This is a genomic window from Vreelandella sp. H-I2 (assembly GCF_052959335.1).
Genome location: NZ_JBRAMC010000002.1, coordinates 50,520 through 74,419, shown reverse-complemented (window position 1 = coordinate 74,419; position 23,900 = coordinate 50,520). Strand labels below are relative to the sequence as shown.

The following is a 23,900-nucleotide window of genomic DNA, read 5'->3' as shown; positions in this document are numbered from 1 at the left end:
GCCGCTCTTTGCGAAGCTGTTAAAGCGGCGCAAGTACCCAGGTAAATGCCGCGGCTAAGGTTAGCGGCATGACAATCAAACTCCCTAAGTTACCAATCAGTACCAGCGAGGCCACTTTTTGCGGCGCCAGTTGGTACTGCTCTGCCACCAAGTAATTCAACACCGCGGGTGGCAGCGCTGCAAAAACCAATAGTACCGCCGCCTGTAGTGTATTGAGTGGCAAAAGCCACATCAACGGTAACGCAATCACTAACCCAGAAATCGGGCAAAGCACTGCTCCCAGCATGCCCGTGCGCCAATCGCTAAAGTCGATTTCCAACAACCGTACCCCTAACGCGAACAGCATAAGCGGAATACATACTCCCCCCAGCATATGCATGGCTTCCAATAGCCAGCTCGGCAGCGGTAGCCCACTAATATTCACTGCTAAGCCTGCCAGGCTCGCCAGCACAATTGGCATGCGTAGCATTCGCCATAGCGACGTGCGCGGATTCAACATGTAAAGCCCTACCGAGAAGTGCAGCAGCATTTCGACGATAAACACCACTACCGCAGCGGGAAGAGCATCGGGGCCGAATGCCAATACCAGTAAAGGCACACCCATATTGCCGGCATTGTTAAACATCATCGGGGGAAGAAAGGTTTTAATATCCAGCTTTAGCCACTTAGCCAGCGGCCACAGCACAAGCCCCGACCCCAGCACCACGGCAACCGCAGCCGTGGCAAGCCATGCGTATTCGGCTAATGGCGCTTGACGGTCGGCCAGCACAGCAAATACCAATAGGGGAACGAACAGTTCCATATTGAGCGTGTTGAGACTACGGATATCCGGCGTGCGATAGCGCCCATAGGCAGCACCACAGCCGGCGATTAGAAAGACCGGCAAAAGGGTGGCCAGAATATGTCCAATCATGCGGGCCACCCCGCCCTGCTCCATAGGATCATTAGTTGTTCCTGATGACTATTTATTAGTTATTATTAGAGGCTGATGGCTCAAGAAAGCGTTGCCAGAGCGCGGTGACTATATCGCGATGATCACGATACGCCTCACCATCGCTGAGTGCTTTTTCTCCGATGAGCGCCGCCCGGTGGGTAGCGCTACGGAAGGCCAGATAGGCTTCACGAAGGCGCTCGGCTTCTTCGGCAGGTAAGTGCCCACTCTCCGTCAAAGTCTCTAAAATTCGGATGTTATCGCTGTAAGTAAGTAGCGATGGCGTTTGGTTAGCAAGCGCTAACACCGCATATTGGCAAAGAAACTCAATATCGACCATACCGCCCGCATCGTGCTTGATATTGAACGCATCGGCGGTGGGTTTGCTGCCGAGATGATCGCGCATTTTCTGACGCATCTTGACCACTTCCTCTCGGAGCACGGATTTATCACGCGCAGTAGACAAGATATCGCCCCGCAATTGGTTGAATTTCTCGGCTAGCGTATGACTGCCCGCCACGACACGGGCACGCACCAGCGCTTGATGCTCCCATGTCCAGGCATTTTGGCGCTGATACTCAGCAAAGGCTTTCAAGGAGGTCACCAATAAACCTGAATTACCCGATGGCCGTAGGCGCATATCGACTTCATAGAGCGTGCCCGTTGGCGTTACTGCAGTGAGCAAATGAATAATACGCTGACCCAGGCGGGTAAAAAATACCGGCGTATCGATAGGCCGTGGACCGTTGGTGGTGCCTTTAGCATCGCTATCGTGTAAGAATACTAAGTCCAGGTCTGAGCTATAGCCCAGCTCAATCCCCCCCAGCTTGCCGTAACCGATAATTAGAAACGCCGCCTCGCGGTCGTTCAGCCCCTCAGGTACGCCGTGCTTGCGGGTGATATGCTTCCATGCCATTGCCAGCACAGCATCAAGAATTACCTCGGCAATAAATGTTAAGTAATCACTTACTTTCATCAGGTGCCGAGTACCCGCGATATCCGACGCCGCTACATGGAGCGTCTGAGCATGCTTAAAGACACGCAGCGCCTCAAGCTGAGCCTCTTCATCATCTTCTGGCAAACGGTTCAATATTTGACGCAGCTCATCTGCCAAACGCGCTTTATCGGCGGGGGTATACAGCGTTTCTGGCGTCAGCAGCTCGTCAAGCAAGATGGGATAGCGCGACAGCTGCTCGGCTATCCAGGGGCTGGAAGCACACAGCCGCATCAGGTGTTCAAGCGTCTGAGGATTTTCACGCAATAGCGCAAGATAAGCCGTCCGCCGAAGTACAGCTTCGATTAACGGCTGCACCCTTACAAGTGCAGTATCCGGGGCATCGTTATCTACCACGGCATCCAGTAACAGCGGCATTAATGCGTCCAAACGCTCAAAACCAATTCGCTGCATACTTTGCACTTGGCGCGAATGATAAAGACTCTGCAGCCTCTTTAAGGCTTTTTCAGGCGCATTAAAACCCGCCTCGGCAAGGTGTTTGATGGCCTCTTCCGAGTCTAACTCGCCGCGCCAAAGTTGCCGCCACTGCGCCAAACCAAGTTGGTTATCATCGTTCGCTTCTTCAACATCCTCTTCGGGATCCGCGATCACCGCATCAAAATGCTGGCGCACCCGCTCGCGCACTTCGTCAAGCTGGGCGACCAGCCCTGGCCAATCTTCATGTCCCATGGCGAAGGCCACCCGTTCACGATCCCTATCATCGCTGGGCAGGGTTTGTGTCTGCCGGTCTTCAAGCGCTTGAAGGGCGTGCTCGACATCGCGTAAAAAAGCGTAGTCGGGTAACAGTTCATCAACCACGGCTTGCGGCAATAAGCCCAGCGCAGGTAAGCGATTGAGCGCGGTTTTCAACGACGTCACTTGCAGCTCCGTATCGCGACCGCCGCGGATCAGTTGGAATGCCTGCACGACGAACTCAACCTCACGAATGCCGCCGGGGCCGAGCTTGATATTGCTCTGCATGCCTTTGCGCTTTACTTCGCGGTTGATCATCGCTTTCAGCTCGCGCAACGACTCAATCGCACCGAAATCGAGATAGCGGCGATAGACAAAGGGGCGCAGACCGGCCAGTAGCTCGCTGCCAGCGTCCAGATCCCCCGCCACCGGGCGGGCTTTCAGCATTGCGTAGCGCTCCCACTCGCGGCCTTGATCCTGGTAGTAGCTTGAGAGCATGGCGAAACTGCCCACCAGTGGACCACCGTCGCCTAGTGGGCGCAGACGCATATCGACGCGAAAGGCGAAGCCGTCGGCCGTCATCGCATCCAGTGCTGCGATCAGTTTTTGACCCAGCTTGGTAAAGTACTCCTGGTGTTCTAAGGGCTTGCGCCCGCCCTGGGTTTCACCTTTTTCGGGGAACGCAAAGATCAGATCAATATCAGAGGAGAGATTCAGCTCACCCGCGCCCAGTTTGCCCATCCCAAGCACGACCAGCCGCTGGGGCGTGCCATCTTTTCGGGGCGCGGGCTCTCCCCAGCGCGGCGCATAAAACTGCTCCAGCCAGCTCAACGCCGCCTCTAAGCATAGCTCGGCAAGCTCAGACACCGCCGTCGCGGTATCCCACATGGCATAGCCGGGACTACGGTTAAGATCACGCCAAATAATGCCCAGCATCCGCTGACGGCGAAAACGCCGTATTGCCCTATGCATGGCCTCTTCATCTTCGGCGTGCTCTAGCGATTCTTTAAGCCAGCTGGCCAACACATCGCGCCCTGGATTCTTGTCCAGTTCACCGGCAATATCCAGCTCAACCAACCACTGGGGATAGCGCGCCAAGGTATCCAGCGCAAAGGTGGAGATGGAGATCACTCTGGCAAGCGCTTCGCGGCGCTGCTCAGAAAGCCCTTGCCAGTTACTTGAAGGCAGCTCCTGTTTGGTCATCTCAGCAATATTGTCGGCTTGCGTTAGCGCTTCGCTCAACCGCTGCCAAGCGGATTGAGTGGCTTTTTGTAACGACGCTGGCAGCGTCGACAACGGTAAAAAATCGTCGTTCACTTGCATAACTACCTCGCTGACAGCGTGTTAATAAACAACCAGTTCTTAAACCAGCCTAGCCAAAGAACTTTTCCCAGCCCAATAGTCCCCATGTAAGGCCGGCCATGATGAGCGACAGCATCACGGCGGCTGAGCCGATATCCTTAGCCCGGCCGGACAACTCATGGTGTTCGGTGCCAATACGATCCACCACGTTTTCAATTGCACTGTTTAAGAGTTCGACGATCAGTACAAAAAACAGGCTACTCACCAGCAGTAGCCAACTGATGATGCTGTCGCCTATCCACCAGGCAAAAGGCAGCAGCAACGCCGTAATCACGACTTCTTGACGGAAGGCCGCCTCATTTCTAAACGCTGCCTTGAGCCCCTTCCATGAATAGCGCGTGGAGTGAACCAAATGGGTTAAACCGGTATGCCCAGGTTTCATGCAGATCGCCTCACCTTGTGAGCGTAAAGGGGAATCAGTTCGCTAAAATCATTGCATCCAAATCCAGTGATAATGGATCCAGCACCTCGGACCAGCTTAAGTAAGGCGTACTGCCGTTACCATTAACCATGACACTAAACACGCCCCAACGCCCCTGCGCCGTACGGAAATAACCCGCCGCCGCGCGCACAGCAAAGGGTTGGTTAAGCGTGCCGGTTTTTAGCATGACATTGTTCTGAAACGTGGCTGAGCCACGCCGAATAAAGCGCATGACGCCGTTAGCTGGCGACTGAAAAGCGGCCACGAAACTTGGAAACAAAGCACTTTGACGAAACATATCCTCCAGCATCACGTTCACGCCCTGAGCCGATGTACGGTTCTCAGTGGTCAATCCACTGCCACTGTACAGCGTTAATGGGCCGTGGCTGGGTAAGCTCTGAACGTAAGACTCAATGGCTTGGCCAGCTTGTCGCAACTGCGCCTGGGGCGTTTCAACCAGGTCGAGCGCCAGCACATCGGCCATATAGTTATTGGAGTAGTTCATGATCCGGAGCACTATTTCTTGCAGTGGCTGGCTGTCGACCGCGGCCAAGCGCTGCGCCGTGCTGGGCGGCTGTGTCGAACTCACGCGCCATGGCTCGCGCACCTGAATCCCCGCCTGGCTCAACATGCCCATCAGCACTTGTGCAGTTTCATCAGCCGCATCGCCCGCGCCACGATAGACGTCACGGGCAGTCGCGTTGGTGGATATTTGCCCTGTTAGGCGCATGACGTCACCGCGCTCGTCGGTAATCCGCTCAGCGCTAATCTCGGTGCCGCTATTGGCGGGACGGGTGACTACCTGGTTATCAATAGTGATCAGCGTCGTCTGGCTATCGCATAACCCTACACGGGCAGGTTCACCGGCAGTCGTGGCGGGAGCAACGTTAACGCACCAACTGCCAAAATTAACGCCAGCCGACGAAAGCGGCGCGCTATAGGCATTGGCGACCCGGGTGAGGGCTTCGCAACGATCCGTGGTAATGCAGTCCACCGGCCCAAAACGCCATTGGCTGACCACTAAAGCGCCATCCACCTCACGCACCCCGGCTAAGTGCAAACGCTGCACCAAGCGCCACAGATTTTCAGTGGTAAGGCCCGGGTCCCCACCGCCCTCAAACACCAAATCACTGCGCAGCACCCCATTTTCGATACTACCTGAGCTGACCAATTGGCTGGTGAAGCGGTGCTGGGGGCCAAAACGATTCAACGCTGCTGCCGCTAGATATGCCTTGGTCACAGAAGCAGGCGATAGCTGACGCTCGGGATTAAGGCTACCTAATAGCGTATTGGTGTCTGCGCCAGCATCCAGCAGGCGCGCTTCGGCACTAATCGAAAAGCCTTTGCCCTGAAGTTGGCTCAGGCGGCTGAAATCAGCAAACAAACTGGTGCTGGCGCACAGTGCCAGCGTGGCAACCCCGGACACCCGTGACCAGCGCAGCAAACGCTTAGGCGCAAAAAAAGAACCCATTAAAATACCTCAATGCACATTCATTTTGGAAAAGACTTGCAGCATGACAACGCCCGCGACTATTAAGCTAATTCCCAGCACCGCCGGTAAATCTGGCTTTTCACCGAAGACTACAATGCCAACTAAGGTGACCAGCACAATGCCCAAGCCCGCCCAAATCGCATACGCAACCCCCACTGGCAGCGTGCGCAGCACCAAGCTGAGTAGATAAAAGGCGAGGCCGTAGCCAACCACCACGATGATACTCGGCAGTGGTCGCGTAAAACCGATAGAGGCCTTTAAAGCACTGGTAGCAATGACTTCGGCCACAATCGCTAATACTAAATAGACAAATGTCATGTTCGCTCCAAATCAACGCGCAAACGCCACAGCGCTTGGTCACTTTGCGCATACTTAGCCTCGAACGGGGTTAAATAACCACCGTCAGGCACCCACTCAGTCACCTTTGCCTGTTTGCCGGTTACCTGCGCCACCGCCAAGGCAAATTCTTCAACATAGAGAGACCAGTTAGAACGCAGCTCAAAGCGTCCGCCAAGTGCCAACAATGTGGGTAGAACCGCATGGCCATGCCAGCGCATTTTTAGATGCCCTGCCTTGGGGTAAGGGTTTGGATAAAGTAAATAGTGATATTCTGGAGCCCAGCCGGCCTGATAGGCCAAGCGCCAGAAATCGACAAGATCAGCGCGTACCAGCATCGCATTTTCTGGTAATGTGCCGTGGTTTCTCCCCAAACGATCCTCGCTACGATCGATGCCGATGACGGCATGCGTGGGGAACTGCGCGGCTAGTTGGCGTGTCGACACACCCACGCCACAGCCCGAATCCAGTATCAACGGTGCCTGGCGATCTGCGAACCAGGCTGCCGCTTGCGCAAAATTACGCTGCGTATGCTCGGCAATCGGTTTGCGTAGCGGATGCGTTAGCGCCCTATGCACCCGGCGTGCCAAATCCTGATGCGGGCCTGGCTGATTAGACGTCACTGGTCGAGAATTATGCTGCATGCCACATCTCGGTTGAAAAGCGTGATTCTATCAGTCTTGTACGCTTGCGGCATGACGCCGTTGCATGGCCGGTGCTATGATCATGCCTTAGATACTTATTAAGCACATCGCTTTGGCCATAATAAGTTTAGAGCGTTGTCAATAATTGTTATTACCACCACCGCATCACGAGGAACCCGGCTTGTCACACTTACCGGTGATTGTCGGCATGGGCGGCATCAATCCCGCTGGCAGAACCTCTGGCCATCAGGCCTTTCGCCGCACGGTACTTGATGCCCTCCCTGCTGACCAGCAACGCCAGACACTGGAAGGCTTGGCGGCGCTTATGCGCTTAGTAAAGCACTCCGAAAATGGGTGGCACGACAGTACTGGCCAGCCCGTAGACGCCCCGGCACAGTCGCTGCGTGATCAGGTACTTAACCATACCCTGATCCGACGCAATGAAGATCCGCGTTTTCTCGCCCCCGGCCTGCCCGCTAACCGCCAGACCAGCATGCAGTTTGCTGAACCGATGCGCTTTACCCTGCGCCGTCGCCAGTTGCCCGACAACCTGCCAGTCGATTGGCAGGTGCGCGACATTGATGCCCGTGAGGTAGAAGTGATCGTGCCCGCAGGCGTACTGGAGGTATTACTGCCCGATGCGCAGGTACCTAAAGTACGCGCGGCGGCCCAGCTACCTAGCGGCTTTGATCCCGCAAGCCTTTATCGCAGCGTGCACCATCCACGCGGTCTATCGTTGGCGGTATTTGGCGCAAGCGACTGCTTGGGCGCCAGCGGTTTCTCTTGGGAGACACTTCGTCAACAAGTGAACCCGGACCATATTGCTGTGTACGCAGGTAACTCCATCGGCCAGTTAGACGACCAGGGCTGGGGCGGCTTGCTGAAAAGCCTGGTGACGGGTCAGCGCGCTACGTCCAAGCAGATGCCATTGGGCTACGGCCAGATGCCTGCCGACTTTTTGAATGCCTATGTACTCGGTAGTGTCGGTGGCACCGGCGCAGCATTGGGTGCGTGTGCCAGCTTTCTCTACAACCTGCGCCTGGGCATTGATGATATTCGTGCCGGACGCCGCCGAGTGGTGATGGTAGGGACTGCGGATGCACCGATTACGCCAGAAATTATTGAGGGCTTCCGGGCGATGGGCGCGCTGGCTGACGATGCTGGCTTGAAAGCGCTGGATGCACTTGAATTGCTCACCGACAGCGACTATCAGCGCGCCTGCCGTCCATTTGCGCGCAACTGTGGCTTTACCATGGCGGAAGCTAGCCAGTTTATACTGCTGATGGACGATACCCTGGCGCTTGAGACCGGCGCTGACATTCTGGGCGCTGTACCGGACGTGTTCGTCAATGCCGACGGTTACAAACGATCGATATCGGCGCCGGGCATCGGCAACTACATAACCCTCGGCAAAGCGGCCGCACTGGTACGCGATATGCTCGGTGAAAAAGCCCTTAAAGAGCGCAGTTTTTTGCATGCTCACGGCACCAGCACACCAAAAAACCGCATTACCGAATCTCATGTGTTCGATGAAATTGCCCGAGCCAACGGCATCAACGACTGGCCAGTCGTGGCGATCAAAGCGTTTATCGGCCACTCGCAAGGCTCCGCGGCGGGTGATCAGTTGGCAAGCGCCCTAGGCAGCTTTGCTCACGATCTATTACCGGGTATCCCAACCCTGGATGCGGTGGCTGACGATGTTTATGCCGACCGTTTGCGTCTTTCACAAACGGCACAGGCACTCCATGCTGATGCCGCCTTTATTAACGCCAAAGGTTTCGGCGGCAACAATGCCACCGGTGTTGTGCTATCACCGGCTGTCACCGAGCGCCTGCTGACTCAACGCCACGGTACAGCGGTGATAAATGCCTGGAAAGTGCGCCGCGAGGCAACCCGTGAAATGGCGGCAGCCTACCTCACCCAAGCGGATCGGGGCCACTACGCGCCGCGCTATCAGTTTGGTGAAGCCGTACTGGAAGGCCCAGAACTGGATATTCATGCCGATCGGATTCATATTCCCGGCTACGACCACGCGGTGTCGCTCACCAGTGACAACCCGTTTGGCCGTTTGGACGAGGAGACATCGTGATGAGCAGCGGCAAAGTCAATATCGCTGTCTACCCAGGCACCTTCGACCCGATCACCAATGGCCATTTCGACCTGATTGAGCGCGGTGCGCGCATGTTCGATAAAGTGGTCATCGCAGTGGCGGCAAGCCCAGGCAAAAGCCCCAATCTCGACCTGGAAACGCGCATGGAACTGGTCAAAAAAGTCTGTGCGTCGTTACCCAACGTGGAAGTCATCGGTTTTTCCAACTTACTGACCACGATGATGCATGAGCAAGGGGCGACCATTATTCTGCGCGGCCTGCGCGCGGTCTCCGATTTTGAGTATGAGCTGCAGCTAGCCAATATGAACCGGGCGCAAAATCCAGAACTGGAAAGCGTTTTTTTAACCCCAGCGGTCGAAAATTCGTATATTTCTTCCACCATCGTGCGCGAAATCGCCAAGCTGGGTGGCGATATTTCTCCCCTGGTACATCCACAGGTCGCCGAGGCGCTGCGTAAGCACTACACTAGCTAGCCAACGCCATTGTTGAGCAAAACACTTGGGTATTGCGTTACAATAGCCTGAGTGTGAACGCCATCTGCGAGGTATGCCCATGGCCCTGATGATTACCGACGAATGCATTAACTGCGACGTCTGCGAGCCCGAATGTCCCAATGATGCGATCTCCCCTGGCGAGGAAATCTACGTCATCGACCCTAACCTATGCACCGAGTGTGTCGGTCACTATGACGAGCCTCAGTGTCAACAAGTCTGCCCGGTGGATTGCATCCCGCTTGATCCTGAACGCCACGAAACCCAAGAGCAGTTGATGAAGAAGTACCGCATCATCACTGCCGCTTAAACGCTTAGCTTTCGCTTACGTGCGTATCTGGGCCCTCGCCTGGCCAATTATTCTTTCCAATATCACTGTCCCGTTACTTGGGTTGGTCGATACTGCTGTGGTCGGCCATCTACCCGACTCCCGCTATCTAGCAGGTGTCACCCTGGGGGCTACGCTGTTTAGCTTCCTCTACTGGGGGTTTGGCTTTTTACGCATGGGGACTACCGGGCTGGTCGCACAAGCGATAGGACGCGAGAGCGACAGTGATGTACGTAACCTGCTGGGTCAATCACTGATCATGGCGCTGGTGATCGGTGCTCTGCTGATTGTCTTTGCCTCACCGCTGATCTCAGTGGGTCTATGGCTGTTAGATGGCAGCGAAGTGGCCACCCAATTAGCGCGTGAATATGCCCACATCCGTCTCTGGTCGGCACCCGCCGTACTCGCCAACTACGCCATTTTGGGCTGGTTTTTAGGCCAACAGAATTCCCGCGTCACGCTAATGATCCTACTGCTGACCAACAGCGTTAATATCGTGCTGGATTTATGGTTTGTGGTGGGCCTGGATATGAACAGCAACGGCGTCGCCTGGGCCAGTGTGATCGCTGACTACACAGCGCTGGCGTTCGGCAGCTATTTAGTATTGCGCCAATTAGTCAGCTTAGAGGGTCAGTTTTTGCGCGAACGTCTGCTCGCACTGACAGCCTATACCGCACTGTTTAACGTCAACGCCAACCTGTTTGTGCGTACGCTCGGCCTCCTATTTGCCATGGCGTTCTTTACCGCCCAGGGCGCCCGACAAGGCGATACGGTACTTGCCGCCAACGCCGTGCTGCTGCAGTTCATTATGCTCACCAGCTACGCGCTTGACGGTTTTGCTCATGCAGCAGAATCATTGATTGGGCGCGCCTATGGCCGCCATGATTGGCGTGAATTTGCCGCTACGGTGCGTGGCGCCGCCCGCTTTTCATTCTGGACAGCTGCCGCTGCCGCCTTGCTGTTCGCGGTGGGAGGAAATGCGTTGATTGCGCTACTCACCGGTCTTGAAGAGGTGCGCACGACCGCAGCACAGTATTTGCCATGGATGGTGGCCATGCCGTTAATTGCGGTATGGAGCTACTTGCTTGACGGCGTGTTTATCGGCACCACAGCTGTGCGTGAAATGCGTAACAGTATCTTTATCGGCTTGGCTGCCTATTTGCCCGCCTGGTGGTTAACCAAGGGACTAGGTAATCATGGCCTATGGCTTGCGTTTATGCTGTTTACGCTGGTTCGCTCAGCGGTGCTGATTTACTACTATCGCCTTTACTACCATCGCGCTCACCGGCTACCCCACTGGCGCTAAAACAACACGTAGAGTAACAACTGCGCTAATGTGGGATTCAGCGGGCAGTTTCAACGTGAAAAACAGCGCGCTCGCCCGTATATTAGCTATGCACTTTCTAGACACTGACTAGGCACTTTCTAATAATGAATAAAGAGAGCATCCCATGCTTAAAATGATCTCAAAACCAGCAGTAAAGCTGGTGGAGCGCTACCTACCCGACCCGTATATTTTCGTTCTACTGCTAACGTTAATCGCCTCGGTTGCCGCCATTGCCATTGAACGCCAAACACCATTAGCGGTGCTACGTTTCTGGGGCGATGGTTTCTGGGGTTTGCTTACCTTCTCTATGCAAATGCTGCTAGTGCTGGTCACTGGCTTTATGCTGGCTAGCTCTCCGCCGGTAAAACGCATTCTGCAAAAAATCGCTGGCACCGCAAAAACACCGGGTGGCGCAATCATCCTAGTCACGCTGGTTTCCTTGGCGGCCAGTTGGATTAACTGGGGGTTTGGTCTCGTTGTCGGCGCGTTGTTTGCTAAAGAGTTGGCCCGGTTGATACGCGTTGACTATCGTCTACTCGTTGCCAGTGCCTACTCGGGCTTTGTCGTGTGGCACGGCGGCTTGGCAGGTTCGATACCGTTGACTATCGCCACCGAAGGCCATTTCACCGCTGACCAGATTGGCGTCATTAGCACTGGTTCGACGATTTTCGCCTTCTTCAATCTCGCCATTGTGCTCTGCCTGTTTATCTCCATTCCGCTGGTAAACCGTATGATGCTGCCTGATGAAAAAGATAGCGTCTACGTCGATCCCAACCTGCTCAATGATGAGCCAGAGCCGGTTGGGCGCCTTACTCGGCCAGCAGAACGCCTTGAGAACAGCTTAACCCTCTCCCTTTTGGTAGGGGTGCCAGGATTGCTGTTCTTGCTGGATCACTTTTTGCTACGCGGCGGCGGTTTGAACCTTAACGTCGTCAATTTCCTATTTCTGTTCTTAGCCATTGTGCTGCATCGCACGCCACGCAATCTGCTCTATAGCTTGAACGAAGCGATTAAAGGCGGTGCTGGTATTGTTATTCAGTTCCCGTTCTACGCCGGCATCATGGCAATCATGGTCCAATCCGGGCTGGCAGAAAGTATGTCCGAGTGGCTGGTATCGTTTGCTACCGCCACGTCGCTGCCCTTCTGGTCGTTTATCAGCGCAGGGATTGTGAATCTTTTCGTCCCTTCCGGCGGGGGCCAGTGGGCCGTTCAGGCGCCGGTAATGTTACCTGCCGCTCAAGCGCTAGGTGCTGACATTCCACGAGTGGCCATGGCGGTAGCCTGGGGCGACGCCTGGACCAACCTGCTGCAACCCTTCTGGGCATTACCCGTGCTCGCGATTGCCGGGCTGAAGGCGAAAGATATTATGGGCTTCTGTCTCATACAGCTGTTTATTACCGGCATTATCATTTCAGTCGGCCTAGTCTGGTTTTAAAAAACACCTAATCGCTGCCTGCCGCTTGGCTTCCCCTGCCTGACGGCAGGCAGTGTTAGTAGAGGGAAGACCGCATGTCCGAGACGGGAAGCAACACCAGCGCCGCAGTCAGCACTGCCCTGCCTGGGCAGCATGAACTCTCTATGACCGTTCTGATGACACCCGACATGGCGAATTTCAGTGGTAAAGTGCATGGTGGGGCTATTCTTAAAAAGCTCGATGAAGTTGCATTTGCTTGCGCCAGCCGCTACTCGGGCCACTATGTAGTGACGCTATCGGTCGATCAGGTACTGTTTAAACAGCCGATTCATGTCGGTGAACTGGTCACTTTTTTAGCCAGCGTCAATCATGTGGGGCGTTCGTCAATGGAAATTGGCATTAAGGTGGTCGCCGAAGATATCCGCAATAAGCTGATACGCCATACCAACAGCTGCTATCTCACCATGGTCGCCGTGAATGGGGACGGCAAGCCTGCCAGCGTACCGCCGCTCAGTTTGGAAACGCCGCTACAGAAACTACGGTTTGAAAAGGCTGCGCTACGCAAGAAGTTACGCAAACAGGCGGAGAGAGAAGAACTGCTGACCCAGCAACAACATCAGTCGCAGGCTCAGGTGTAACATCCCCCCAACCACTAGGAGTTCGCATGCTAGCCAGGGAACGCTACCCGCGCTTACCTAAAGCGGTTGAATATGCCCATATTGGTTGGGATTTTTTTATTTTAACCCTCGTTGTGATTAACCTTGCCCTACTGCTGTTTGATTCGCTGTTTCTACTGGGCCCTGTTAACCAGGGCATTGCCAGCATCGCCCCCGGCTTTCATGCCTTTTACGATGAAACGATTCATAGCCGTTTCATCGCCATCGACTTAGTGTTCGTCAGCTTTTTTATCGCCGATGTACTGCTAGGTTGGTCAATTGCGATTGTTGAACGACGCTACCACCGCTGGTTCTTTTATCCCTTTGTACACTGGTATGACGTACTGGGCTGTATTCCTCTAGCAGGCTTCCGCCTGCTACGTATTCTGCGTGTCGTATCGCTACTCCATCGTCTACACCGGCTAGGCTTAATTGACGTCACCCGCTGGGATATTTATTTATTTTTTGCCAAGTATTACGACATCCTGCTCGAAGAGCTTTCCGACCGCATCGCCTTAAAACTCTTGGGCAACGTTCAGCAGCAGATCCGCGCGAGCGACTCGCTTACCGAGCGAGTCATCGACCGGGTGGTCATGCCCCGCAAAGCGCAGTTGATTCATGAGATCGCTCAGCGGTTGGAGAGCACGATTGGAAAAGCCTACCAAAATAATCGCCAATCCATCATGGCGGCGATCAGCGACTTGGTAAACCGTACATTGCGTGAAAGTCCTGAGTTCCAAAGTCTCCGCCGTCTACCCATGGGACAGCAGGCAAGCAATGCGATGGAGTCATCACTAAGTGGGGTTGCCCAGCGGATGGTGGATGAGCTCCTGCTAGGCATCCACTCGGATGAGTTTAAGAAATTAGTTGAGCGCACTGCCGGCAACGGCTTCGATACCTGGCTTACAGTGGACGAAGGCAGTAATCGGATTACCGAACAAATGCTGTATGACATACTTGAAATGCTCAAAGAGCAGGTCAATCGGCAACGTTGGAAAGACCGCTATGAGTAACTTATAGCGTGGCGGGAGCTAACGGCCGCTCAGACAAGCAGGCGGCAATGGTGCTTAACGCCCGAACGAGCTGCCCGCGATCCGTCGCTGCTCCGATGCATAAACGAATCGCTTGAGGCGCAGGGGTGCTACCGACACAGAAAGGTTCTGCGCTACTGACTTTAACTCCCCGCTGCAGAAGCCGTTCGCAGAACTCCACCGCGCGGCTTCCCTCTGGTAACGTCAGCCATACATTACTGCTGTGTGAACGCCCGCTGAGCGTCACGCCTTGCAGCCATTCGGCCGCTAACCGTTGGCGCTCGGCTAACTCATCCGTTTGCCACGCCAGCAGCTCTTGCGCCGCGGCTTGATGAACCCAATGGCAGACCACATCCACCATGAGCGGCGGCACCATCCAGCTCTGCGCACGAAGGCCAGTGGTTAGCCGTTCATGCAAGTTGGGGGGAGCTCGCAGCACACCAATACGCAGCCCCCCTGCCAGCACTTTGGCGGTGCTAAAAACAAACAGTGTGCGCTCTGGTGCGAGCGCGTAAAGCGGAGTGCCGCGCTGCTCTGCAGGCAAATATTGCACACCATCTTCGATTAGCCAGATATCGTAACGCCTTGCTAGCGCGACTAGCTGTTCGCGGCGCGGCTCGCTTAAGCAGGCTCCCGTTGGGTTGTTTTGGTCCGGTGTCAGGTAAATCGCTCTAGGCGGCTGCCGGGCACACTGCGCCTCAAGCAGGTCTATTCGCATGCCATCCTTGTCTGCACCGATCCCCACTAACTTGAGGTGCCCCTGTTGCGCAGCGCTAATCGCACCGGGATACGTTAAGGCATCCGCGGCCAGTAACTCGCCTGGTCGCAACAGCGTGCTAAGCGCTAAGCTAATGCCATGCTGGCCGCCCTGGGTGATTAGCAACTCATCAGCGGCCAGTGGCATACCTAACGCCGCCAGCCAGTTAGCCAATATCTCAAGATGCTCACCGCGGCCCTTTGCATCTTGATAAGTCACACCGCGCGCTAGCGCGGCCCCCGATTGGCTCAACACCAGCAGCGCGTCACTCAGCAACGACTGGCGCAAGGGATGCGGTGGCGGCAAGCTAAGACTTAAATCGATCACCCCGGGCGACGCGTCATTATGAAAAGTAGGGCTAAACGCGGTGCCTTGAGATTCGCTCTTCACATAGGTGCCACTGCCCACCCGTGCCATTACCCATCCATTGCGTTCAGCTTCGGCATAACCGCGCGTTACGGTGCCTATGGTTACTCCTAGCGCCTCCGCCAAACGACGCTGGGGCGGCAACCGCTCGTCCGGTCGCAATCGGCCCGATTGAATAGCGTGTTCGATGGCGCTTGCTATAGCGCGATAGCGCGAACCGGAAAACTCAGCTAATGAAGGCACCCACATTGTCATGGTGACAATAAAACCTTTGACGTCAATTTATTACTCATTATGCTAGCAAATGTAAGCATAAATCAATCTTCCAACCTGCATTGTATGGATACAATTAAATGAACAGCGAATGGTTAATTCTGGGTCCTGCAGCGCTCTATATGATGTCGATGACGCTCACGCCTGGACCAAACAACATTATGCTGACCGCCTCTGGCGCCAACTTTGGCTTTAAGCGCACACTGCCGCACATGTGGGGAATTTTAGGTGGCTGCTTTTTGCTGTTCGCGGGCATAGCGCTGGGGTTGGGGGTGCTGTTCGAACGCTACCCGGCGATTCAAACCGCACTGCGCTGGGTCGGCAGCGCCTACTTGCTCTATTTGGCATGGAAAATCGCCAGCGCTCCGCCACCTAATCTTAAGGCGCAGGCCCATAGTGTCCCCTTTACCTTTTGGCAGGCTGCGGCGTTTCAGTTTGCTAATCCAAAAGCGTGGGTAATGGGGCTAGCGTTGATGGCAGGTTTTCTACCCGAAAGCGGCCCGCCTATAGTCAATGCACTAGTGCTTGCGGGCTTTGCTGAGCTGGTGGGGCTACCGTGTATCGCTTTATGGGCGGCCTTTGGCACAGCCATTGGGCAGTGGATCAAAAGTGACGGCGCATGGCGGGCGTTCAATATCACTATGGGGATACTGACCGCCTCCTGCGTGATACTGATATTGCGCTAGAGATCCTAGTCTATTGCGCTAGAGAGCTTAGCCGCAGCGTAACGCCTCAATAATGTTCTGATCATTGATATGAATATTCAAGCGATCCGGGCGATGATCCATGGTCGCCATGTCGCCTGGGCGAAGTACACGCACTTGACGAGCGCCGCTATCGCTTCGTAATTGAGAAACCTTCGACTCATCAAAGGGCTGACCTATCGCCTGTTGAATAGCGTCTAGGTCACAGGCAGCATGCGACTCATTATTGGAGGCGTTCGGCGCTACCGTTGGTGGCGGCGGTGCTGCATCAACATCATCGTTCGCTGGGGAGATTGGCATCTGCGAGCTAACGCAAGCTGTTAGCAAAACCGTGCAGGCACTTACCAGGACGAGCTTGGGCAGCGTACTAGGGGACTTCATCCTTGAGTTTCCTAAAAGTAGGTTGTGAAAAAATTATAAAACCTCAGGGACCAGACGTAAGTCTGGTCCCTGAGATACCGTTTATCTTAGCAGTCTTAATTATTCAGCTGCATCCTGAACGGCTTGGCCGCCTTCTTCGACATCCTGGCCAGCGCCAGAAATAGTATTGCAACCGGTTAGAACACCGGCGGTCATCAGCAGCATAAAGCTCATGGCTAATAATTTTTTCATTTACGTTCTCCTTAACGATTTATTCAACATCGGAAACTCCACTGGCAACCTTCATTGCCGCTTGGGAGTTTTTTCAGGGTAACAGCGTTTTCGTCATCGTGCTCGCTTTCCCCTACTTCACTTTGTAATTGCTATGCTATCAAACGTCTATCCAAATGACGGGAGCCTTCTACTTGAACGATTTCACCCTTGATAAACGCCTTGCGGCTGACACATTTCCCGTAACGGACCTACCTCTAAGCCAGGTATTACTTATGAACGATGCGCGCTACCCTTGGGTTATTCTGGTACCGCGCCACGCCTCTATTAGCGAAGTGTTCGAGCTTTCTATCACCGACCAGCAGCAACTATGGCGTGAAGCCACCCAGCTAGGCGAAGCCATGAAAACAGCGCTGGGGGGAGACAAAATCAATATTGCCACGTTAGGCAATGTTGTCAGCCAACTGCATGTACATGTCGTTTTACGGCGGCATACAGACACCGCTTGGCCTGCCCCTGTATGGGGTAATGGCAAAGCAGAACCCTACGATCTAAATGGTCAGGCGCAGTTGCGTGACCAACTGCTGGCGCTCATTGATGGGCTTGATATCTAGCTTAGCCGCTACCCAGTGAGTGGATGACGTTGCTGGGCAGGCGGCTCATTTAGAAGTGGCCCACTCGCAGGCTGCGCAATGCCCGCGATGCTAAGTGAAACACCTAGAATCACAATCAGCGCACCACCCGCTAACGCCACCCAGCCGGTGACTTTTTGCACACTGCGCTGACTATGCTGTTGCTTGTTTAAGCGCCGCTGAGCCCAACCGCGGGCTAAAATACTGGCCAATGCAAGTGCCGAGACGGTGATGCCCGTGCCTAGCGACATTGCTAACACAGAAGCTATGCCTACTTTGAACTGGCCCAGTAGACTGGCAGCTCCCAGCATCAACACAGCCCCACTACAGGGGCGCATGCCAATGGCGCCTACGGTCATTATCGCCGTTCGCCAATCTAACGCCTGCTGAGGCTCGATATGATGCGCGCCACCGCAACAGTGGCTGTGGCTGTAGCTGTGGCTGTAGCTGTGGCTGTAGCTGTGGCTGTGGCTGTGGCTGTGGCTGTGGCTGTGGCTGTGGTCATTACGATGGGCCTGATAGGCTGCGCGCAATTGCTTGACGGCTCGCCAGCATAGCCACACCCCTAACGCGGCGACTAGCAAAAAACTAGCCTGCTCCACCCAGGCAACGCTGCCCATGGCTTGTCGGGTTATCCAACCTAAGCCATAAACCAACACTACGACCAGCAAAATGGCGGTAATGCCTTGCAGTAGAGAGGCGGCAAAAGAGAGCCCTAGAGCGCGTTTAACCGCGCCACCGTGGGTGGCCAAATAGGTCGCCAGCACGGCTTTACCGTGCCCTGGCCCAGCTGCATGAAATACGCCGTAGGCAAAGCTAATGCTTAACAAGCTCACCCATGTCGCCATCGTAGGGGTACGTGACAATTCGGTAATCGCCAGGGTCAACGAGCGATGCAGATCGCGCTGCCACCCGAGCAGCTGATAGCTCACGCTCTGAAACCCGCCTTGCCAAACGATAATAATCACTACTGCAACTAGCAGCAGACCCAGCATTAACCCTAGGTGACGTGTAAAGGGGCGTGTTAGGGACATCTTACCGTTCCATTGAGCAAACTGTTACAAGGTAACATAATTATAAAATAACGCGGCAACGACATTTCCGAACAGCGCCTAACGACAATCAATTTGGCCGGTTTCTGCAAAATAGCGCCCCAAGCCTGGCTCACCACTTTCATCCTTATCGAGCAACGCCGCTTGCATCACGACTTCTGGGTCAGGGTCAGCGGGAAGAATAGCGAGCTCACAGGCAGGCTCGTCGTTAAGTATCAGCGCATCATCCCGCGGCTGACCGTCCTCCTCTTCATGGACTACTTCGATGTAGTAGGTGGGGTCAAATACTTGATAGCTAAGTAGCGAGTCTGTCAGCGGCTGAGGCGTTTCCAGGGGTAGAATAAACATAAAGATGAGCCGCCCATCGCGCTCCATAGCGGTATATTCGCTGACCTCCCCCAGCACCTGGGGCTCATTATTGATGCGCACTTCGGTTAAATAATGTTGTGTAGTGAGATTATCGCGTATCTCTTTGCCCAACTGATCAAGCCCCTCTTCGAGACTTGCCCCCTCGGCCTGCTGTAGTTCCTCAAAGACAACCAAGCTATAGAAGGGGTCCATTCGCCACGTTTGATGCAAGCTGCTCACCAACCCCTGATCATCGGTGATGACCCGGACACTCAAGTCGATCCAGCCGTGAGGGTGGGCATGAGCGTTAGGACTGATCAGAAAGCTACTCATCGCCAATACAAATGCTACTGTAATACTCGCTTCTCTCATGGCGCGACACCCAACTTATGCTGTAAGGCGACAAGCCACGGATCCAGCAAATAGGGCGGCAGGGGCTGATTTCCACGTAGTGCTGACACACGCACGCGGCTACCACTGCCCTCTTCGCTCACCTGTAGCTGTAGCTGATACTCCGGCCAACGAGCAAGCGATGCCTCAGCGCGCCCTAGCGAAAGATCCGCATGGCGAACGACGTACCCCTGCTCTATCATCAACTCAACCGCTTCGCGGAAGGTCTGCTGTGATGGGGTAGCATAAACCAATTCACGCGGCTCTACGGGTGCCGTGGAAGCACACCCCCCCAACCCTCCGATAAGTCCGATTATTAACCAATGGCGAATGTTCATAATGCACTCCCGTTGGTCGGCACAGCTTGGGCAAAATCAGTTTGAAAGCGCTGGCAGAAGTCGTCATTACTGGCGCTGTAGGATTCGCGTAGATCCCCCCAATGATCGAAGCGGCGGATATCACGGGAAATGCGTATATGGGCATCATTGACCAATAGCGACACACGCTCCACTTCCACCGGCTGCTGCCCAACGCCACCACCAAAGCCAATACCGCCTACGCCAAGGCCCACACCACCACTTCCAATGCCCAAACCACCAAACAGGCGCATGCCACTTCCATAGCCGTAGGCGTTATCGTAGGGATCGTAGTAACCATGCAGCTCCCGTTCCCGGCTCGCACTGACCAACCCTAAAGCCGTATCGGTAGAATCCAAGCTAAATCCCCAATCGGTCAGGAGCTCAACGCTGGTTTCTAACGCCTGTTCATCGGAGGTGGGGAAATAGCACGCAGCCGCTGGCGCTGGCTCCGCTTGAGGCAGGCGATCAGGCATCACCTGACAGCCAGCAAGCACCAGCAAGCAGGTTAAACTTATCGGTATCGACTTCATGTGAGTTCCTCTAACGGACGAGGCCGCTGGTTTGCCGATGATTAGGGCGCTAAGCTCGCCAAAGGTGGCCGGACTGAATGACACTATTTTAGGAGCACTATTTTAAAGATACTGTTTTAAAGGTTCTGTTTTAAAGACTCTGTTTTAAAGACCCTGTTTTAATGAAAATGTTTTGAAACAAATATTTTGCGGAGACCATGCCAATGAATGTCCTGCTTTGCCCCGACAGCTTTAAAGATGCACTGAGCGCACAGGATGCCGCCAGCGCGATGGCGCGCGGTGTTAAAAGCGCCGCACCAAATGCGCAGGTACAAATTTGCCCCCTAGCTGACGGCGGTGAAGGCAGTTTAGATGCATTGATCGCCGCGACAGGCGCCGAGCGTCGCCAGCTAGCCGTGCAAGATGCCCTAGGGCGCTTTCGTCAAGCAACCTGGGGCTGGCTGAGCGACCAGCGTACCGCGTTTATTGAATTGGCAGAAGCCAGCGGTTTACAGCACCTTGCAGCAGATGAGCGTAATGCCCTGCACACCTCCACTTTTGGGGTCGGGGAACTGCTGCTGGCAGCGCTGGATCAGGGCGCTGAAAAAGCGCTTTTACTGCTCGGCGGTAGCGCCACCAATGATGGCGGTGCCGGTATGTTGCAGGCACTCGGCGCTCGCTTTTCTGATCAAAACGGCAACGCGCTCCCCCCCGGCGGCGCTGCGCTTTGCCAACTGGCCTGCTTGGAGCTTGACGGGCTAGACCCGCGCTTGGCCCGACTCACACTGGAGGCGGCGGTTGACGTTGATAACCCACTGTTAGGAGAACGGGGTGCCAGTGCGATATTTGCTCCACAAAAAGGCGCTTCACCGGAAGACGTTGAGCAACTCGACCGAGCACTTAGCCACTTCGCCGATATCAGTGCTCAGTTATTAGGCGACGACTACCGAACGCTGCCAGGCGCAGGAGCGGCAGGTGGGATGGGGTTTGCTGCAAAAGCATTTTTAAATGCGACGTTAAAACCCGGGATTGAAATGATTATGCAGCAAGCCAACATGGCCACGCTCTTGGCCCGCGCCGACCTAGTGATTACCGGTGAAGGCCGCCTGGATGGGCAAAGTTTGGCGGGTAAAACACCGATCGGTGTTTCTCGCGCTGCGCAACGCTTTAACAAACCCGTGATCGTGCTGGCGGGCAGCCTTGGCGATGGCTGGCAAGCCTGTTTTGATGAAGGTGTGACGGCGGCTTTCGCGTTGGCCGATGGCCCTATGACATTAAACGATGCGCTACCGCGTACCGCCGAACTACTCGAAGCGCGCTGTGAAAGTTTGCTGCGCCTATGGGTACACAAACCTTGAAAAAATGCGCAGGTCTTGAAAAAGAGGCTTAGCGCCAGCATATAACGAATAATCATTCATTAAAGACAGATGCCTAATGGCGTCGCACTATGGCGGCAATGCAAAAAACCTGTTTTGCATTGCACCAAAGACACCCTATTCTGAAAAGCTGTACTGATGCGATGTTCTAAAGATTCTAAAGAGTTGCTCTGAAGAATTGTTCTGAAGAATTGTTCTGAAGGACGATGCTGGAAACATGCACTAACCGCCGCATACTGTGGCACAACGAGGGAGCAGGATATGACTGATACCAATAGCATTGGTCTACACGAAGGTAGCGCTAGTCAACTCGCCGAAAAGCTTAACCACCTGCTGGCCAACTACCAAATTTTCTACATGAACGTGCGCGGCTACCACTGGAATGTCCGGGGTAACGACTTTTTTGAGCTGCACGCCAAGTTTGAAGAATTTTATACCGACTTACTGACCAAAGTGGACGAGGTTGCCGAGCGTATCCTTACCCTAGGCCACAAGCCGGTACACGCTTACAGTGACTACGTAACGCTGTCCCGCATCCAGGAAGATAAAGATGTCCACGACGGCACCACCTGTGTAAAAGGCGTGCTTAAAGGCTACCAGACAATCATCGAGCTACAGCGCGAACTGCTGGCACTGGCTTCTGACGCCGATGATGAAGGCACCGCGGCTCAAGCCGGTGACTACATTCGCGAGCAGGAAAAAACGATCTGGATGCTTAACGCCTATCTAAGCAAATAAGGGCTAAGCAAATAAGTGTTAAGTAAATAAGCGCACTCTTATGGCGTAAAACGGCACCGTCTAGGTGCCGTTTTTGTATTCGCAAGGGAGAACTAGCGCTGATCGGCAACATCCTCAATCAATGCCCGCAGCATTAACCAAAACTCCTCAACCGAGGCTAACTCAACCCGCTCGTCAGGTGAATGGGCGCCGCGAATTAGCGGGCCAAACGAGATCATATCCAAGTGCGGGTACTTGCTACCTAAAATGCCGCATTCAAGCCCGGCATGAATTACCTTTACCTCGGGCTCATGGCCCAACAGCGCCGCGTGGCGCGATTTGAAGGTTGCCAGCAACTCGCCATTGGGATTAGGTGCCCATCCTGGGTAGCCGTTCTCGACTTTTACCCGTGCGCCAATCAAACCAAACAGAGCCTTAAAGCGGTCCGCCATGGCGACTACCGCACTGTCATGCAGTGAACGTACAAGTGCACAGAGGTGTAATCGTCCTTTCTCCAGGCTTAAGACACCCAGGTTATTGGACGTTTCCACCACACCCGGCACATCAGCACTCATTCGCTCTACCCCACAAGGGGCCGCGTGAAGCGCTGCCAGCAGCATAGCGCTTGCATCCAGCGTTAGCGGCTCGACATCGGGATGTTCCGATAAGCGCTGGGCACTGAGTTTAAGACCGCTGTCGCCGCTGCCCAGCTCTCTTAATAGAATCGTTTCCAGCCCAGCAATCGCAACCAACGCTGCATCTACCTCATCGGCGGGCAGTGCCACTTGGGCAAACGCTTCACGGGGGATCGCATTGCGTAAGGTGCCTCCGTGGTAGCTAATCAAGCGCGCATCAAACGCCTCCAAAGAACGCAACACTCTGACTAACAACCGGTTAGCATTACCTAACGGCTTGTGGATATCCATGCCCGAGTGGCCACCCTTAAGGCCGGTCAGGGCAATTTCAACGACCTGTTCGTGGTCACCCGCCGCGGCGCTCGGCAGTTGCGCATCGACTTCAACATCGGCCCCGCCTGCGCAGCCGATATATACCTGGCCCCGGTCCTCACTGTCCAGGTTAAGCAACAGCGAGCCTTCCAGCCAGTTCTCAGCCAGGTTCAGCGCTCCCCCCATGGAAGTCTCTTCTTCCAGGGTAAACAGCGCTTCCAGCGGCCCGTGACGTAGGTCAGGATCCTCCAATACCGCCAGAATGGCCGCCACGCCCAAGCCATTATCTGCACCCAGGGTGGTGCCTTCGGCGTGCAGCCAACCATCAGCCACGTAGGTGCTGATCGGGTCACGAGTAAAATCATGGGCGTGGCCGCTATTGGCTTGGGCCACCATGTCCAGATGGCCCTGGAGCACGAGGCCGGGTGCTTGTTCACAACCGGGAGAGGCTGATTTACGGAGTCGTAAATTACCGAAGGCATCGCGGTCGTGGGCTAAGCCTTGGGCATCGGCCCACTCTTCGAGAATGGCGACCAGTGCCGCTTCATGACCCGAGGGGCGAGGTATATTGCAGAGTGTTCGGAAGTGGCGCCAAACCAGGCTAGGTGCCATCGCTTCAAGATGTGCGTTCATAAAGGCTCTTCGTTAT

The 23,900-nt window shown here is 54.8% G+C and carries 25 protein-coding genes; 11 read left to right on the top strand and 14 right to left on the bottom strand.

Features of this window, described 5'->3' with window-relative positions:
* Window positions 1–19: 19 nt before the first annotated feature.
* The 6 genes from ACUVOF_RS04940 to trmB are packed head-to-tail and all read right to left on the bottom strand — an operon-like array spanning window position 20 to window position 6,873.
* A complete protein-coding gene (locus ACUVOF_RS04940; RefSeq protein WP_447043295.1) occupies window positions 20–913 on the bottom strand; it encodes an AEC family transporter in 894 nt (297 codons plus the stop codon).
* Between the two features lie 55 nt (window positions 914–968).
* Complete coding sequence (gene glnE, locus ACUVOF_RS04935) at window positions 969–3,941, bottom strand: bifunctional [glutamate--ammonia ligase]-adenylyl-L-tyrosine phosphorylase/[glutamate--ammonia-ligase] adenylyltransferase (RefSeq protein WP_447043294.1); 2,973 nt, start codon at window positions 3,939–3,941, stop codon at window positions 969–971.
* Between the two features lie 49 nt (window positions 3,942–3,990).
* Window positions 3,991–4,362, bottom strand: a complete 372-nt coding sequence (locus ACUVOF_RS04930) for a diacylglycerol kinase (RefSeq protein ID WP_113268974.1) — start codon at window positions 4,360–4,362, stop codon at window positions 3,991–3,993.
* Between the two features lie 34 nt (window positions 4,363–4,396).
* Entirely contained in the window at window positions 4,397–5,872 is a 1,476-nt protein-coding gene (dacB, locus tag ACUVOF_RS04925) for a D-alanyl-D-alanine carboxypeptidase/D-alanyl-D-alanine endopeptidase (protein WP_447043293.1), read from the bottom strand.
* Window positions 5,873–5,881: 9 nt separating this feature from the next.
* A complete protein-coding gene (locus ACUVOF_RS04920; protein WP_113268972.1) occupies window positions 5,882–6,211 on the bottom strand; it encodes a DMT family transporter in 330 nt (109 codons plus the stop codon).
* On the bottom strand, window positions 6,208–6,873 hold the full coding sequence (gene trmB / locus ACUVOF_RS04915) for a tRNA (guanine(46)-N(7))-methyltransferase TrmB (protein ID WP_447043292.1): 666 nt from the start codon (window positions 6,871–6,873) through the stop codon (window positions 6,208–6,210). The genes ACUVOF_RS04920 and trmB overlap by 4 nt, the downstream gene beginning before the upstream one ends.
* Before the next feature lie 208 nt (window positions 6,874–7,081).
* Between trmB and ACUVOF_RS04910 the strand changes: the two genes are divergently transcribed.
* The 7 genes from ACUVOF_RS04910 to ACUVOF_RS04880 all read left to right on the top strand — a co-directional run bounded on the left by ACUVOF_RS04910 (window position 7,082) and on the right by ACUVOF_RS04880 (window position 14,212).
* Window positions 7,082–8,962, top strand: coding sequence for a beta-ketoacyl synthase (locus tag ACUVOF_RS04910; protein WP_447043783.1), 1,881 nt, complete (start codon window positions 7,082–7,084; stop codon window positions 8,960–8,962).
* Window positions 8,962–9,456, top strand: coding sequence for a pantetheine-phosphate adenylyltransferase (gene coaD, locus ACUVOF_RS04905; RefSeq protein ID WP_447043291.1), 495 nt, complete (start codon window positions 8,962–8,964; stop codon window positions 9,454–9,456). Before ACUVOF_RS04910 ends, coaD begins: the two co-directional genes overlap by 1 nt.
* A gap of 79 nt (window positions 9,457–9,535) precedes the next feature.
* Window positions 9,536–9,784, top strand: coding sequence for a YfhL family 4Fe-4S dicluster ferredoxin (locus tag ACUVOF_RS04900; protein WP_035585565.1), 249 nt, complete (start codon window positions 9,536–9,538; stop codon window positions 9,782–9,784).
* A 19-nt stretch (window positions 9,785–9,803) separates the two neighbouring features.
* Complete coding sequence (locus tag ACUVOF_RS04895) at window positions 9,804–11,108, top strand: MATE family efflux transporter (RefSeq protein WP_447043290.1); 1,305 nt, start codon at window positions 9,804–9,806, stop codon at window positions 11,106–11,108.
* 145 nt (window positions 11,109–11,253) lie between these two features.
* Entirely contained in the window at window positions 11,254–12,564 is a 1,311-nt protein-coding gene (locus ACUVOF_RS04890) for a short-chain fatty acid transporter (RefSeq protein WP_447043289.1), read from the top strand.
* A 74-nt stretch (window positions 12,565–12,638) separates the two neighbouring features.
* Window positions 12,639–13,181 carry an acyl-CoA thioesterase gene (locus ACUVOF_RS04885; RefSeq protein WP_447043288.1) on the top strand — a complete coding sequence of 181 codons (543 nt, stop codon included), beginning with the start codon at window positions 12,639–12,641 and terminating at the stop codon, window positions 13,179–13,181.
* 26 nt (window positions 13,182–13,207) lie between these two features.
* Window positions 13,208–14,212, top strand: a complete 1,005-nt coding sequence (locus ACUVOF_RS04880) for an ion transporter (RefSeq protein WP_447043287.1) — start codon at window positions 13,208–13,210, stop codon at window positions 14,210–14,212.
* A gap of 1 nt (window position 14,213) precedes the next feature.
* Here ACUVOF_RS04880 and ACUVOF_RS04875 read toward each other — a convergent pair whose 3' ends face one another.
* Window positions 14,214–15,608, bottom strand: a complete 1,395-nt coding sequence (locus tag ACUVOF_RS04875; RefSeq protein WP_447043286.1) for an aminotransferase-like domain-containing protein — start codon at window positions 15,606–15,608, stop codon at window positions 14,214–14,216.
* Window positions 15,609–15,706: 98 nt separating this feature from the next.
* On the opposite strand from ACUVOF_RS04875, the gene ACUVOF_RS04870 reads away from it, so the two are divergent.
* Entirely contained in the window at window positions 15,707–16,312 is a 606-nt protein-coding gene (locus tag ACUVOF_RS04870; RefSeq protein WP_447043285.1) for a LysE family translocator, read from the top strand.
* A 27-nt stretch (window positions 16,313–16,339) separates the two neighbouring features.
* Here the strand turns inward: ACUVOF_RS04870 and ACUVOF_RS04865 are convergent, their stop codons facing one another.
* Together ACUVOF_RS04865 and ACUVOF_RS04860 are read right to left on the bottom strand one after the other, a co-directional pair.
* Window positions 16,340–16,711, bottom strand: coding sequence for an I78 family peptidase inhibitor (locus tag ACUVOF_RS04865; RefSeq protein WP_447043284.1), 372 nt, complete (start codon window positions 16,709–16,711; stop codon window positions 16,340–16,342).
* A gap of 99 nt (window positions 16,712–16,810) precedes the next feature.
* Window positions 16,811–16,942 carry an entericidin A/B family lipoprotein gene (locus ACUVOF_RS04860; protein WP_113268963.1) on the bottom strand — a complete coding sequence of 44 codons (132 nt, stop codon included), beginning with the start codon at window positions 16,940–16,942 and terminating at the stop codon, window positions 16,811–16,813.
* A gap of 173 nt (window positions 16,943–17,115) precedes the next feature.
* Here ACUVOF_RS04860 and ACUVOF_RS04855 point away from each other — a divergent pair, with 173 nt between their 5' ends.
* On the top strand, window positions 17,116–17,535 hold the full coding sequence (locus ACUVOF_RS04855) for an HIT domain-containing protein (RefSeq protein WP_447043283.1): 420 nt from the start codon (window positions 17,116–17,118) through the stop codon (window positions 17,533–17,535).
* An 8-nt stretch (window positions 17,536–17,543) separates the two neighbouring features.
* Here ACUVOF_RS04855 and ACUVOF_RS04850 read toward each other — a convergent pair whose 3' ends face one another.
* From ACUVOF_RS04850 to ACUVOF_RS04835, 4 genes are all read right to left on the bottom strand, one after another.
* Window positions 17,544–18,587, bottom strand: coding sequence for a nickel/cobalt transporter (locus ACUVOF_RS04850; protein ID WP_447043282.1), 1,044 nt, complete (start codon window positions 18,585–18,587; stop codon window positions 17,544–17,546).
* A gap of 78 nt (window positions 18,588–18,665) precedes the next feature.
* Complete coding sequence (locus ACUVOF_RS04845) at window positions 18,666–19,325, bottom strand: DUF1007 family protein (RefSeq protein WP_447043281.1); 660 nt, start codon at window positions 19,323–19,325, stop codon at window positions 18,666–18,668.
* Window positions 19,322–19,681 (bottom strand): hypothetical protein, encoded by a 360-nt coding sequence (locus ACUVOF_RS04840; RefSeq protein WP_113268959.1) that lies wholly within the window; start codon window positions 19,679–19,681, stop codon window positions 19,322–19,324. The genes ACUVOF_RS04845 and ACUVOF_RS04840 overlap by 4 nt, the downstream gene beginning before the upstream one ends.
* On the bottom strand, window positions 19,678–20,232 hold the full coding sequence (locus ACUVOF_RS04835; protein ID WP_447043280.1) for a hypothetical protein: 555 nt from the start codon (window positions 20,230–20,232) through the stop codon (window positions 19,678–19,680). The genes ACUVOF_RS04840 and ACUVOF_RS04835 overlap by 4 nt, the downstream gene beginning before the upstream one ends.
* Window positions 20,233–20,435: 203 nt before the next feature.
* Here ACUVOF_RS04835 and ACUVOF_RS04830 point away from each other — a divergent pair, with 203 nt between their 5' ends.
* Window positions 20,436–21,569: a glycerate kinase gene (locus ACUVOF_RS04830; protein ID WP_447043279.1), complete on the top strand. Its 1,134-nt coding sequence runs from the start codon at window positions 20,436–20,438 to the stop codon at window positions 21,567–21,569.
* Between the two features lie 279 nt (window positions 21,570–21,848).
* Window positions 21,849–22,325, top strand: a complete 477-nt coding sequence (locus ACUVOF_RS04825) for a Dps family protein (RefSeq protein WP_113268956.1) — start codon at window positions 21,849–21,851, stop codon at window positions 22,323–22,325.
* Window positions 22,326–22,417: 92 nt separating this feature from the next.
* On the opposite strand, the gene ACUVOF_RS04820 is transcribed toward ACUVOF_RS04825, so the two are convergent.
* Window positions 22,418–23,884, bottom strand: coding sequence for an aminoacyl-histidine dipeptidase (locus tag ACUVOF_RS04820; protein ID WP_447043278.1), 1,467 nt, complete (start codon window positions 23,882–23,884; stop codon window positions 22,418–22,420).
* Between the last annotated feature and the right edge of the window lie 16 nt (window positions 23,885–23,900).

Coding starts and splice junctions, on each gene's coding strand:
- ACUVOF_RS04890 (WP_447043289.1), top strand. CDS start 11,254: ATGCTTAAAATGATCTCAAAACCAGCAGTAAAGCTGGTGGAGCGCTAC.
- ACUVOF_RS04910 (WP_447043783.1), top strand. CDS start 7,082: ATGGGCGGCATCAATCCCGCTGGCAGAACCTCTGGCCATCAGGCCTTT.
- ACUVOF_RS04865 (WP_447043284.1), bottom strand. CDS start 16,711: ATGAAGTCCCCTAGTACGCTGCCCAAGCTCGTCCTGGTAAGTGCCTGC.
- ACUVOF_RS04870 (WP_447043285.1), top strand. CDS start 15,707: ATGAACAGCGAATGGTTAATTCTGGGTCCTGCAGCGCTCTATATGATG.
- ACUVOF_RS04820 (WP_447043278.1), bottom strand. CDS start 23,884: ATGAACGCACATCTTGAAGCGATGGCACCTAGCCTGGTTTGGCGCCAC.
- ACUVOF_RS04860 (WP_113268963.1), bottom strand. CDS start 16,942: ATGAAAAAATTATTAGCCATGAGCTTTATGCTGCTGATGACCGCCGGT.
- ACUVOF_RS04885 (WP_447043288.1), top strand. CDS start 12,639: ATGTCCGAGACGGGAAGCAACACCAGCGCCGCAGTCAGCACTGCCCTG.
- ACUVOF_RS04900 (WP_035585565.1), top strand. CDS start 9,536: ATGGCCCTGATGATTACCGACGAATGCATTAACTGCGACGTCTGCGAG.
- coaD (WP_447043291.1), top strand. CDS start 8,962: ATGAGCAGCGGCAAAGTCAATATCGCTGTCTACCCAGGCACCTTCGAC.
- trmB (WP_447043292.1), bottom strand. CDS start 6,873: ATGCAGCATAATTCTCGACCAGTGACGTCTAATCAGCCAGGCCCGCAT.
- ACUVOF_RS04880 (WP_447043287.1), top strand. CDS start 13,208: ATGCTAGCCAGGGAACGCTACCCGCGCTTACCTAAAGCGGTTGAATAT.
- ACUVOF_RS04875 (WP_447043286.1), bottom strand. CDS start 15,608: ATGACAATGTGGGTGCCTTCATTAGCTGAGTTTTCCGGTTCGCGCTAT.
- ACUVOF_RS04850 (WP_447043282.1), bottom strand. CDS start 18,587: ATGTCCCTAACACGCCCCTTTACACGTCACCTAGGGTTAATGCTGGGT.
- dacB (WP_447043293.1), bottom strand. CDS start 5,872: ATGGGTTCTTTTTTTGCGCCTAAGCGTTTGCTGCGCTGGTCACGGGTG.
- ACUVOF_RS04940 (WP_447043295.1), bottom strand. CDS start 913: ATGATTGGACATATTCTGGCCACCCTTTTGCCGGTCTTTCTAATCGCC.
- ACUVOF_RS04845 (WP_447043281.1), bottom strand. CDS start 19,325: ATGAGAGAAGCGAGTATTACAGTAGCATTTGTATTGGCGATGAGTAGC.
- ACUVOF_RS04920 (WP_113268972.1), bottom strand. CDS start 6,211: ATGACATTTGTCTATTTAGTATTAGCGATTGTGGCCGAAGTCATTGCT.
- ACUVOF_RS04830 (WP_447043279.1), top strand. CDS start 20,436: ATGAATGTCCTGCTTTGCCCCGACAGCTTTAAAGATGCACTGAGCGCA.
- glnE (WP_447043294.1), bottom strand. CDS start 3,941: ATGCAAGTGAACGACGATTTTTTACCGTTGTCGACGCTGCCAGCGTCG.
- ACUVOF_RS04835 (WP_447043280.1), bottom strand. CDS start 20,232: ATGAAGTCGATACCGATAAGTTTAACCTGCTTGCTGGTGCTTGCTGGC.
- ACUVOF_RS04840 (WP_113268959.1), bottom strand. CDS start 19,681: ATGAACATTCGCCATTGGTTAATAATCGGACTTATCGGAGGGTTGGGG.
- ACUVOF_RS04930 (WP_113268974.1), bottom strand. CDS start 4,362: ATGAAACCTGGGCATACCGGTTTAACCCATTTGGTTCACTCCACGCGC.
- ACUVOF_RS04825 (WP_113268956.1), top strand. CDS start 21,849: ATGACTGATACCAATAGCATTGGTCTACACGAAGGTAGCGCTAGTCAA.